Raw genomic sequence first — 12,120 nt, 5'->3', positions numbered from 1 at the left:
GTGACCAACGACGCCATCCCGCTCTCGCCGGCCGGCGACTGGCAGGCAGAGCTGCGCACGGCCCTCTCGGACCCGGCCGAGCTCGCCACGGCGCTGGACCTTGACCCGGCGCTCTTCGGCGACAGCACCGGTGCCGCGGCGGCGTTCGCCCTGCGCGTGCCGCGGCCCTTCCTCGCCCGCATGCGCCGGGGCGACCCGGACGACCCGCTGCTCAGGCAGGTGATGGCTGCCGGCGCCGAGCTGCAGGCGGCGGCCGGCTTCAACGAGGATCCGGTGGGCGAGGTCGCCGGCGCCAACCCGCGCCCCGGTATCGTGCGCAAGTACGCCGGCCGCGCCCTGCTCCTGGTGGCCGGCGGCTGCGCGGTGAACTGCCGCTACTGCTTCCGCCGCCACTTTCCCTACGGTGACAACGCCCTCGGCCGCCGCGAGCGCGACGAGGCGCTCGCCTGGCTCGCCGGCCAGGCGGACCTCGAGGAACTGATCCTCTCCGGCGGCGACCCGCTGCTGGCGGGCGACGGCTACCTGCACGAGCTCGTCGACGCCCTGGCGCGGCTGCCGCGGCTCAAGACCCTGCGCGTACACACGCGGCTGCCGGTGGTGATCCCGGACCGGGTCACGCCGGGCCTCCTCGAGGCCCTGGACCGGGACGGCCTGAAGACCGTGGTGGTGCTGCACGCCAACCACGGCAACGAGATCGACGGCGCCGTGCGCGCAGCCTGCGAACGGCTACGCGGCCGCGGCATCACGCTGCTCAACCAGGCCGTGCTCCTCGCCGGCGTCAATGACAGCACAGAAGCCCTGGCGGCGCTGTCGGATGCCCTGTGGGAGGCCGGCGTCCTGCCCTACTACCTCCACCTGCTGGACCCGGTGCACGGCGCGGCGCATTTCGACGTGCCGGAAGAGCGCGCCCGGGCGCTGGTCGGCGAACTGGCGACACGCAGGCCCGGCTACCTCGTGCCGCGGCTGGTGCGGGAAGTGCCCGGGGCCGCCAGCAAGCGCGAGCTGGCGCCCGCCTACCCGCGCTAGCTGCCGCCCTCCGCCCGGCGGGCGGAATGCCCCTGTGCCAGCCAGGGTCATCTCGTATATGCTCGCCAGTCAGGAAGGCTGCGAACGCCGCTACCGGCGGCGCAAGAGATGCTTGAGATCGTCAAAGTAAACGTCGAGGACCTGGAGCTCGGCATGTTCGTCTCCGGCCTCGATCGCTCCTGGCTGGAGAGCCCCTTCGCTGTGCAGGGCCTCCTGATCAGGAGCGAGGAGGACCTGGCAACGCTGCGCTCGCTATGCAGGTACGTGTTCATCGACGTCGAAAAGGGCGAGCAGCGGGAGGAGCACCGGGGCAGCCCGCGGGCAGCACCCCCCCAGCACGAGCGGCGGCGCCATCCCCGCAAGGGGAGCCACCCCATCAGCCGGGCACGGCTCGACAAGGCCCGGCTGCTGCCGGGCCGGGAGCTCACGACCTACCGGGACCAGGCCGACTGGGAGAGCGAGTACCCGCGCGCCACGGCAGCCGTCGACACGCTCTCCGCCGAGGTGCGTGGCCTCTACGGCTCCCTTGCCCGCGGTGGTGCGGTGGACATGGTGAGCATCAAGCGCTCCGTGAACCCGATGATCGACAGCATCACCCGCAACCCCGATGCCTGTATCTGGCTTGCGCGGTTACGGCAGCTCGACGAATACACCTACCAGCACTCCGTGGCGACCTCGATCTGGGCCGTGGCCATGGGGCGACAGCTCGGCCTGCCGAAGCAGGACCTGCGCACGCTGGCAGTCGGCGGCCTGCTCTTCGACATCGGCAAGCTGCAGGTACCGCCGGACCTCCTGCACAGCCCCGAGCGTCTCGAGGGCGACGACCTCGAGCAGGTGCGCGCCCACGTGCATCACGGCGCGGAATTCATCGCCGCCAGCGGCACCCTCAACAACGACATCATCGCGATGACCCTGCACCACCACGAGCGCTACGACGGCTCGGGTTACCCGGATGGCCTGAAGGGTGACGACATTCCCATCTTCGCCCGCATCGCCGGCATCGTGGACTGCTACGACGCCCTCACCTCCGATCGCAGCTACGCGCGCGGCGAGTCGCCATCGAAGGCCATCAAGTACCTGCATGACGTCCGGGACATCGAGTTCCAGGCCGAGTTCGTCGAGGAGTTCATCCAGGCCATCGGCATCTACCCGGCGGGCACACTGGTAGAACTTTCCTCCGGCGAGGTTGCGGTCGTCGTCTCCGAGTACCGCACCCGCCGCCTGCGCCCCAAGGTTCTGCTGCTTCTCGATGGCGACAAGCAACCGCTGCCGAAGCCGCACATGGTGGACCTGCTCGAGACCACGGAAGACGCGCGGGGTGGACCCCTCGAGATCGTCACCAGCCTCGCCCCCGGCGCCCACGGCATCGATCCCGCCCGCCTCGGCGTCTGACATGACCGCGGTTCCCGCCATAGCGCGTGACGCCTTCCTCCAACGCCTCGACCAGCTCGCCGCCTGCGGCGGGGCCGCCGATCTCGGCCTGCTGCTCGTCGATATCACCAACCTGCGCGAAATCAACCACCGGCACGCCTACGACATCGGCGACGCCGTCCTGGCGGAGACCGCACGCGAGCTGGAAGACCATGCGCGGGCCGAGGACACGGTGTTCCGGATCGCCTCGCACACCTTCGCGGTCATCCTGCCGACGGTGACGGAGCCCGCTCTGCTGCCCGTGGTTATCGGCCGGCTGCGTGGTGCCCTCGAAGAGGCGCTCCAGGTCGACGGCTACCTGACCGCCGCGGAGTGTCTCATCGCCGTCGCCCTGAACCGGGCTGGCCGCCTGTCGGCGCTGCTCACCCTGGCCCGGGCGGAGGAGCACCTGGCGGCGCTTCGCCGCGGCGACGGGCGCGAGCTCAGCGAGGTGCTCGAGGAGAGCCAGGCGCGCCCCGACGACCTGATCCGGCCGTTCACGGAAGCCCTGCACGACAACGACTTCCTCCTCTACTACCAGCCGAAGGTCGCCATCGGCAGCGGGCAACTGGCCGGCGCCGAGGCGCTCCTGCGCTGGCACGACCCCGAGCGCGGCTGGATCTCGCCGGAGGTCGCCGTGCAGATCGCCGAGGATATCCAGCGCAGCTTCGAACTGACCAAGTGGGTGGTGCACGCCGCGGCGCGGCAATACCGCGAGTGGGCACGTGAGGGGCGGGACGTGCCGCTCTCCGTCAACATCCCGGCGAGCCTCATCGACCGGGCGGACCTGCCGGCCATGATCAACGCCGCCCTGAAGATCTGGGACATGCCGCCGGCGCACATGACCCTGGAGATCACTGAGCAGGCCTTCATGCGCGACGCGAAAGCCGGGCTCGCGATCATGACGCAGCTGCGGCAGCTGGGCTGCCGGATCTCCATCGACGATTTCGGTACCGGCTATTCCTCCCTGGCCTACTTCCGCGACATCCCCGCCTGTGAGCTCAAGGTGGACCGCTCCTTCGTCAGCCGCCTGCTGCATTCGCCGCAGGACGAGGGCCTGGTCGGGACCATCGTCGCGCTGGCGAAGATCTTCGGCATGCGGGTGGTGGCCGAGGGCCTGGAGGACGCCGACACCCTGGACCGCCTGAGCGCCCTGGGTTGCGAGGTCGCGCAGGGGTTCGGCATCGCCCGGCCGCTGGCGGCCGCCGACTTCACCGCCTGGGCCGACCGCTGGGAGGGCAGCGCCGCCCTCCGGCGCCTGCCCGCGACGGCGTTGCACGACTGAGGGCAGCCCGGGGAGCGGGCCGCCGCTCAGGCCACCGGCGCCTGGCCGGCCGGCGGCCCCAGGGTGGCGAGGGCCCGGCTGGCCGCCTCGTAGCCGATCGCGGCGAGCTCCTCGCCGCGATCGAACTCGAAGAAGCCGCAGGCGCTCCGGGGAATCTCCACGGTGACCGTGGGCGCGTAGGTCGCCAGCTTCATGCGCGCGATCTGCCCCTGCATGGTATCGAAGGACTTCGACAGCAGTTCCATCGCCGAGGGTTCGGGCTCGGCGGCCTCGCTGTCGCCGAACTGCTCGCGGAAAAACTCGGCGATGCGCTCACGGTAGCTTGCCGCCTCCCGCTCCGCCTTCTCGTCCGCCGCCCTGGCGGCTTCCTGTTTCCGCGCCGCCCGCCGGCGCCCGCGGCCTCCCAGGGCGTTCAGGTTGACGGCGATGGTGGCATCGGTGGTATCGGTGAGGGTAGGGGCGATGGGAATGGGGTTGACGAGGCCGCCGTCGACCAGCACCCGCCCCGCCTCCGTGACCGGGGTGAAGACCCCGGGAACGGCACTGGAGGCCCGGATGGCACGGAACAGCTCGCCGCGGTTCAACCATACCTCCCGCTGGGCGTTGATGTCCGTGGCCACGGCCACGAAGCCGCGATCCAGGTCCTCGATCTGGCGCTCGCCGAGCAGCTCCCGGAGCACGTCGAAGACCCGTTCGCCCTTGAACAGGGCGCGCCGCGAAAAAGAGACGTCGAGCAGGCGGACCACGTCGCGCCGCTCCAGGTGGAAGGCCCAGTCGCTGTAGGTGTCGAGCGCACCCGCGGCGTAGACCCCGCCGATGAGCGCGCCCATGGATGTGCCCGCGATGTTGCGGATGGCGTACCCGCGCTCGCGCACCGCGCGCACCACGCCGATGTGAGCGTGGCCCCGCGCTCCGCCGCTGCCGAGCACGAGGCTGACACTGCGTACTGTATTCACCCGGTACTCCCGTGACACCGGGTGCCAGTATCGGCGGCGCGCCCCGGCGGCGGCAAGGCCCTACGGCCCCGCGGCCCCTTCGCGTATACTCCGCCAACCGAAGCACTGAGACAGCGAGGCCGAGCGCGCGCCATGGCCATGCGCCCCCTGAGCATCGACGAGGCCCTGAAAGCGGCCGGTAAAGCGGCCCGCCGCGGGGACCCGGAGCAGGCCAAGCGCCTGTACCACCAGATCCTCGCCCAGGCGCCACAGCACAAGAAGGCGAAGAAGGCGCTCAAGGCCCTGCGGGGCGAGGGCGGCCGCGCCCGGGCGCCGCTCAGCACCGCGGATTTCCAGCGGGTGGAGGCCCTGCGCAGGAGCAACGCGCCGGCGGCCCGCAGCGAGCTGGCCCGGCTCTGCCGCCTGCACCCGGAGCAGCCCGCGCTGCACAACTTCCACGGCGTCCTCCTCAGCGAGGCCGGCGAAGACACGGCCGCGGCCGAGGCCTTCGAACGGGCGCTCCGGCTGGAGCCGGGTTTTACAGAAGCGCTGAACAACCTGGCTTCCGTGCTCGGCAGGCTCGGCCGCAACGGGGAGGCCCTCAGCTGCTTCGAAGCCCTGCTCGCGCGCATCAAGGATGATCCGGAGCTGCACTTCAACCACGGCAACACGCTGCAGCGCGCCGGGCGCCATCGCGACGCCTGCGCCGCGTTCGCCGAGGCGCTGCGGCTGCGGCCGCTCTACCCGCAGGCGCACAACAACCTCGGCAATGCCCTGCAGGCCCTGGGCGAGCGCAGCCAGGCGATCACCAGCTACGAGAACGCCGTGGAGCTGGACCCGGACTTCCTGGAGGCGCGGCGCAACCTCGCGGGCGCCCTTTTTCGTGCCGAGCGCTATGCGGCGGCGGCGCAGGAGTACCGGGCCGTGCTGGATCGGCGGCCCGGGGACCGCAGCGCGCAGCTGGGCCTGGCGCTGGCGCTCGCCAACCGCGGCGACACGCCGGCGGCCCGGGCCGCCCTCGAGGCCGTCACCCCGGACAACCCGGGCCATGGCACCGCCAGCCATCTGCTCGCGGCGCTCCGGGGCGAGCATCGCGCGGCAGCCCCGGTGGACTATACCCGGGCGATCTTCGACAGCTATGCCGAGCACTTCGAACAGCACCTGACCGCCGAGCTCGGCTATCGCGGCCCGCAGCAGCTGCGGGAACTCCTCGACGGCACCGCAGGTGCCCGCGGGCCCTTCCCGCGCTTCCTCGACCTGGGCTGCGGCACGGGCCTCGGCGCCGAGGCCTTCGCCGATCTCACGGCGGAGCGGACCGGCCTGGACCTCTCCGCCGGGATGCTGCGGAAGGCCGCGGACCGGCAGCTCTATGACGAACTGCACCAGGACGAGGCGGTCGACTTCCTGGCCCGCCCCGGCAAGCCCTTCGACCTCATCCTCGCCGCCGATGTGCTGCCCTACTGCGGCGACCTCGCGCCCCTGTTCACGGCCATCGCCGGCCGGCTGGGAGCGGACGGGGTCTTCCTGTGCACGACCGAGCTGGCCGCCACGGGCAGCTACGAGCTGCGCAAGACCGGCCGCTTCGCTCACGGCGAGGACTACCTGCTGGAAGCTGCCCGCGCAGCGGGCATGACTCTGGTGAAGGCCGGGCGCGTACCGCTGCGCCGGGAGCGCAGCGAGTGGCTCGAGGGCGGGGCCTACTGCCTGAAGGTCGGCTGATACCGTTGAAGTTGAAGCAGAAAATGGTCGGTGTGGCAGGATTTGAACCTGCGACCCCTTCCTCCCGAAGGAAGTGCGCTACCAGGCTGCGCTACACACCGACGTCAGCGGGAGCGCGATCATAGCAGACCCGGGCGGCGGCGCCAACGGCCAGCCGCGGGATTCCTGCGCATTCCCCGGCCCGTCCTGTCCACAGCTTGCCCACAGGAAAAAGCACTACATATTGTGGGCACATGTGAAAAAAGAATCTAAATAGGGGGTAAAAGGCCTTGTCACATCCCCGGCCCCTGGCGCAGACTGTTGCTTCCACGAGGTACCGAGCACAGCGGGGGCAGAATAATCATGGGAGAAGCAGTACAGGCGTTTACGGCAGGTCCTGACATCGACGTCCAGCCGGCGTCGGAGGATATCTGGGACAAGAAGTACCGGCTCAAGGACCGCGCCGGCAACCCGGTGGACGCGGACATCCTCGACACCTACAAGCGGGTCGCCCGGGCCCTGGCCGAGGCGGAGCCCACGGAAGAGAAGCAGAAGCAGTGGTTCCAGCGCTTCGTCTGGGCCCTGCAGAACGGCGCCCTGCCGGCCGGCCGGATCATCTCCAACGCCGGCGCCCAGGCCTACAAGCCGGCCACCTCGACGATCAATTGCACCGTCTCCGGCTCCATCGTCGACTCCATGGACGACATCCTCAACAAGAATCACGAGGCCGGCATGACCCTGAAGGCGGGCTGCGGCATCGGCTACGAGTTCTCCACGCTGCGGCCGAAGGGTGCCTACGTGAGCGGCGCCGGCGCCTACACCTCGGGCCCGCTGTCCTTCATGGATATCTACGACAAGATGTGCTTCACCGTCTCCTCCGCCGGCGGCCGCCGCGGCGCGCAGATGGCGACCTTCGACATCAACCACCCGGACGTGCTCGACTTCATCCGCGCCAAGCGCGAGGACGGCCGCCTGCGCCAGTTCAACCTGAGCCTGCTGATCACCAGCGAGTTCATTCACGCCGTGAAGGCCGACGAGCCGTGGCCCCTGTCCTTCCCCATGACGGAGAAGGAGGCGACCGATTCAGGCCTGGACCTGAACGATCCGAAGCAGGTCGTCTGGCGGCCCTTCCCGGTCTTGAAGGACTACCTCTGCAACGAGCACGGCGAGGTGGCCTGCCGGGTCTACAAGACGCTGCCGGCGCGGCGCCTCTGGGACCTCATCATGTCCTCCACCTACGACTTCGCCGAGCCGGGCTTCATCCTGATCGACAAGGTCAACGAGATGAACAACAACTGGTGGACGGAGAGCATCCGCGCCACCAACCCCTGCGTCACGGCCGACACCTGGGTGCAGACCGGGGCGGGCCCGCGCCAGGTGGCCGACCTGGTCGGCCAGCCCTTCCTGGCCCGCGTCGACGGTGTCGACCATGCCAGCGGCGGCGAAGGCTTCTTCCGCACGGCGACGAAAGCCGTAGTGCGCCTGCAAACGCGCGAGGGCCACAGCCTGCGCCTGACCGCGGACCACCGGGTGCGCCGGGTCAGCACCCTCACGCGCTGGCGCCGCGAGTCCGAGTGGTGCGCTGCCGGCGACCTGCAACCCGGGGACCAGGTCATCCTCAACGACCACCGGGGCGCTGCGAGCTGGGCCGGCCAGCACAGCTTTGAAGAGGGCTACCTCACCGGCCTGCTCATCGGCGACGGCACCCTTAAGGCCGATAAGGCCGTCCTGTCGGTCTGGACTCAGCCCCTGGCCGTCAACGAAGGCGCCCGGCAGGATGGCGCCGAGGGCGTGATGGCCGCGGCGCTGGCCGCCGCCCGCACCCTGCCCCACCGCGCCGATTTCTCAGGCTGGCAGAAGGTCGCCGGCCGCGACGAGTACCGGCTGGCAACCGGCGCCCTGCGCCAGCTAGCCGCGGACCTGGGCATGGCGCCCGGCCGCAAGGCCATCACCGCGCAGGCCGAGCGCAGTTCCAGCGACTTCCACCGCGGCCTGCTGCGCGGCCTCTTCGACGCCGATGGCTCCGTGCAGGGCAGCCAGGCCAAGGGCGTCAGCGTGCGCCTGGCACAATCCGACCTCGCCACCCTCGAGGCGGCGCAGCGTATGCTCCTGCGCCTCGGCATCAACAGCACGCTCTACCGCGACCGCCGCCCCGCCGGCAAGGCGGAGCTGCCCGACGGCCGGGGCGGCACGGCCGCCTACGCCACCCGCGCCCAGCACGAGCTGGTGATCAGCGGCGACAATCTCGCCGTCTTTAGCAAGCAGGTCGGCTTTGCGGATACGGCCAAGCAGGGGCGCCTCGACGACGCCCTTGCAGGCTACCGCCGCCGCCAGAACCGCGAGCGGTTCGTCGCGACGGTGGCCACCGTGGCGTCCGACGGCGTGGAAGACGTCTACGACGTACAGGTGCCGGGTATCAACACCTTCGACGCCAACGGCCTGCACGCCCACAACTGCGGCGAGCAGCCGTTGCCGCCCTACGGCTCCTGCCTCCTCGGCTCCGTGAACCTGACCAAGCTGGTGCTGGACCCGTTCACGGAGAAGGCCCGCTTCGACTGGGACCGCTACCGCGAGGTGGTGGCCGTATTCACGCGCATGCTCGACAACGTGGTCGAGATCAACGGCCTCCCGCTGGACGAGCAGCGCCACGAAATCGAGTACAAGCGCCGCCACGGCATGGGCTTTCTGGGCCTCGGCTCCACGCTGACCATGCTCGGCATGCGCTATGGCGACGACGATTCGGTGGAATTCACCGAGCGCGTCGCGAAGGAAATGGCCCTCGCCGGCTGGGAACAGGCCGTGGAGCTGGCCGAGGAGAAGGGCCCGGCGCCGATCATGGACGACGAGTTCGAGGTCACCCCGGCGATGATGGACGCACGGCCGGAGATGGCCCGCGACGGCATCAAGGTCGGCGACAAGCTCCCCGGCCGGATACTCCACGCGCGCTACAGCCGCTACATGCAGCGCGTGGCCGAGGCGGCGCCGCAGCTGGTGGACAAGCTCGCCGAGAAAGGCGCGCGCTTCACGCACCACAGCTCCATCGCGCCCACGGGGACCATCTCCCTGTCGCTGGCCAATAACGCCAGCAACGGCATCGAGCCGAGCTTCGCGCACCACTACGCGCGCAACGTGATCCGCGAGGGGCGCAAGACGAAAGAGAAGGTGGACGTGTTCTCCTTCGAGCTGCTGGCCTACCGCCAGTTGATCAATGCGAAGGCCATGCCGTACTCGGAGAACGAGGACGAGCAGCTGCCGGGCTACTTCACCGTCGCCGACGACGTGACGCCGAAGCAGCACGTGGACATCCAGGCTGCGGCGCAGAAGTGGGTGGACTCGTCCATCTCGAAGACGGCGAACGTGCCCACGGACTACCCCTTCGAGGACTTCAAGGACATCTACCTCTACGCCTACGAGAAGGGGCTGAAGGGCTGCACCACCTTCCGCTTCAACCCGGAGGCTTTCCAGGGCGTGCTGGTGAAGGACAAGGACCTGGAGAACACCACCTACGAGTTCAAGCTGGACGACGGCACGACCGTGGAGCTGAAGGGCAACGAGGAAGTGGAATACGACGGCGAGATCCACACCGCCGCCAACCTGTTCGACGCCTTGAAAGAAGGCTACTACGGCAAGTTCTGAGCGCCGGGAGGGCGACGAGACAATGACCACGAAGATCGAAAAGAAAATTGTCGGCTACAAGGTCCGCGAGCCCGAGGCCGAGCAGGCTGCGCAGGAGGCCGCGGCGGCCGAGGTGCAGCAACCGGAAAGCAATGTCGTGCAGATGCACGAGGCCTTCGTGCGCCCGGAGCGGCTGGTGGGCTCCACCTACAAGGTGAAGACGCCGCTCTCCGAGCACGCCATGTACATCACCATCAACGACGTGATCCTGAACGAAGGCACGGAGCACGAGAGCCGGCGCCCCTTCGAGGTGTTCATCAACTCGAAGAACATGGAGCACTTCCAGTGGGTGGTGGCCCTGACCCGGCTCATCTCCGCGATCTTCAGGAAGGGCGGCGACGCCACCTTCCTGGTGGAAGAGCTGAAGGCCGTGTTCGACCCGCGCGGCGGCTACTTCAAGAAAGGCGGTGTGTTCATGCCCTCGATCGTGGCCGAGATCGGCTACGCCATCGAGGACCACATGAAGCACATCGGCCTCATCAACTCGGACCTCGACCAGCACCAGCAGGAGTACCTGGAGCAGAAGCGCATGGAGCTGAGCGGCGGGGCCAGCGATGCAAAAAAGACCGAGGGCGCTGAGGCGGAGGACAACCCCTTCCCGCCCAGCGCCAGCCTGTGCATGAAGTGCCACACCAAGGCCGTCGTCCTCATGGACGGCTGCATGACCTGCCTGAACTGTGCGGATTCGAAGTGCGGGTAGGCCACCCGGCCAGCTGACTGCGGGGCCGACGCGCCCCGCAGGGGCCGGTGCAAGGCCGGCCTGTTTACTCTCCCCGAACCTTACCGACAGCCCTCTTCTCTCAGCCCAACGCCAGGTACCGTCAGCCCGTTTTTCACCGGCGCAGACCGTCTCTTTTTGTACTGGTCTAATTTACAAGGCTTTTTCAAAACATCACTTCCTCGTATCAGGGGCTGTTATACCGGCACGGCGTCGTTTACAAAGGGGTGATTTGGAGAAAACGCCTGTAAGGCTATGAAATATCAGGATATTTTAACTGTGATCAGCAGCAATAGCCCCGAGATAGGCGGAAAGGTGTTAGGCGGCATGGTCCGGTTAAGACGCTGTTATGTTTAAAAAACAATAAACGGAGTTCTTAAGTGCCGGATGACAATAGCTTAGATATCGTGGGCATCAAGCCATTATCCAAAGCCGTAGAAAGCGCCACTGTTAAGACCGTTGATGGGCTTGGCGCTTTCTTTGGTGCCATTTGTATGCCTGCAGCAGAAGAATTTGGGCTATTCCTGAAGGACAAAGTGGCAGCATTCAGGCAAGAAAATCTTACTAAGATTGCCGAAAAAACACAGAAGAAAATTAAACATCAAAAAATTGAAGCTTCCGGGCAGGCTAATCCAATACTTGTAAAAGAGGTAATTGAGCAAGCATCATGGTGTGAAGATGAATGCATTCAGTCAATGTGGGCAGGTTTGCTGGCTATAGCATCTGGCACAACAGCTGCGGCTGATGATTCCCTCATCTACATAGATATATTAAAGCGCCTTACCCCATTTCAAGCGCACCTTATCAATGAAATATATTTCGATCCTAGGTGCTGTAGCGTTAAACCTCCCATCGGCGCACACGAAGATGACGCGTTCTATCCAGAGAATAAAGTGATTTTCAGCAATGCAGAAATGCTGAAGATGTATCCCGGAGATTTAAGCGAGATTGTTCCTATTGCGAACAGGAGTCATGAGCAACTCTTGGAAACTGAAGACGATCACTCAATCGCTATCTCAAGGTTTCGTCCTCAAATAGAATCATTAAAGGTTTTGGGGCTTATTCATGATGTGAAGTTCTTGAATAACAATAAAGATGGAGTGTACTTCTTTCCAAGCATGAAAGGCCTTGATTTCTTCATGAGATGCTTGGGATATAGTGTTTATCCTCTAGAAGCATTCATTGTTACATTGCAGTATTGGAACAAGGAAAAAGGCATTGATCCGTTTACGTACGAAAAAACATAACAAGGCCGTAAACTCGGACGCATTTTTCGTTCGCTGCGCTCACTACAAATGCGCCGGTTACGGCTGGCGTTAGGCGCCGAGTTGGCTTTCCGCAGCGTATGCTGAGCATTCGACGAAAGAATAAGG

8 protein-coding genes and 1 tRNA gene are annotated in these 12,120 nt (G+C 66.7%); 7 read left to right on the top strand and 2 right to left on the bottom strand.

The genetic code is table 11. The features are described from left to right. The 3 genes from epmB (at nt 1) to ACX93N_RS04800 (ending at nt 3,721) form a co-directional block, all read left to right on the top strand. Nucleotides 1-1,026: an EF-P beta-lysylation protein EpmB gene (epmB, locus tag ACX93N_RS04810; protein WP_459427258.1), complete on the top strand. Its 1,026-nt coding sequence runs from the start codon at nt 1-3 to the stop codon at nt 1,024-1,026. Nucleotides 1,027-1,134: 108 nt separating this feature from the next. Then, the gene (locus ACX93N_RS04805; protein ID WP_459427257.1) at nt 1,135-2,418 is read left to right on the top strand and encodes an HD-GYP domain-containing protein; all 1,284 of its coding nucleotides are present in this window, start codon (nt 1,135-1,137) and stop codon (nt 2,416-2,418) included. 1 nt (nt 2,419) lies between these two features. Continuing rightward, nucleotides 2,420-3,721, top strand: a complete 1,302-nt coding sequence (locus tag ACX93N_RS04800) for a putative bifunctional diguanylate cyclase/phosphodiesterase (protein WP_459427256.1) — start codon at nt 2,420-2,422, stop codon at nt 3,719-3,721. A 26-nt stretch (nt 3,722-3,747) separates the two neighbouring features. On the opposite strand, the gene ACX93N_RS04795 is transcribed toward ACX93N_RS04800, so the two are convergent. Continuing rightward, a complete protein-coding gene (locus ACX93N_RS04795) occupies nt 3,748-4,677 on the bottom strand; it encodes a patatin-like phospholipase family protein (RefSeq protein WP_459427255.1) in 930 nt (309 codons plus the stop codon). A gap of 132 nt (nt 4,678-4,809) precedes the next feature. Between ACX93N_RS04795 and ACX93N_RS04790 the strand changes: the two genes are divergently transcribed. Further along, the gene (locus tag ACX93N_RS04790) at nt 4,810-6,375 is read left to right on the top strand and encodes a tetratricopeptide repeat protein (RefSeq protein ID WP_459427254.1); all 1,566 of its coding nucleotides are present in this window, start codon (nt 4,810-4,812) and stop codon (nt 6,373-6,375) included. Between the two features lie 24 nt (nt 6,376-6,399). Here the strand turns inward: ACX93N_RS04790 and ACX93N_RS04785 are convergent. Beyond that, nucleotides 6,400-6,476, bottom strand: a tRNA-Pro gene (locus tag ACX93N_RS04785). Nucleotides 6,477-6,717: 241 nt separating this feature from the next. On the opposite strand from ACX93N_RS04785, the gene ACX93N_RS04780 reads away from it, so the two are divergent. The 3 genes from ACX93N_RS04780 to ACX93N_RS04770 all read left to right on the top strand — a co-directional run bounded on the left by ACX93N_RS04780 (nt 6,718) and on the right by ACX93N_RS04770 (nt 11,994). Then, a complete protein-coding gene (locus ACX93N_RS04780) occupies nt 6,718-9,990 on the top strand; it encodes an LAGLIDADG family homing endonuclease (RefSeq protein ID WP_459427253.1) in 3,273 nt (1,090 codons plus the stop codon). Between the two features lie 22 nt (nt 9,991-10,012). After that, nucleotides 10,013-10,729: a TSCPD domain-containing protein gene (locus ACX93N_RS04775; protein WP_459427252.1), complete on the top strand. Its 717-nt coding sequence runs from the start codon at nt 10,013-10,015 to the stop codon at nt 10,727-10,729. A gap of 398 nt (nt 10,730-11,127) precedes the next feature. Then, nucleotides 11,128-11,994 (top strand): Abi-alpha family protein, encoded by an 867-nt coding sequence (locus ACX93N_RS04770; protein WP_459427251.1) that lies wholly within the window; start codon nt 11,128-11,130, stop codon nt 11,992-11,994. The last annotated feature ends 126 nt before the right edge of the window (nt 11,995-12,120 follow it).

The organism is Pseudohaliea sp., assembly GCF_054552115.1.
This window is presented reverse-complemented; position numbering and strand designations above follow the sequence as displayed.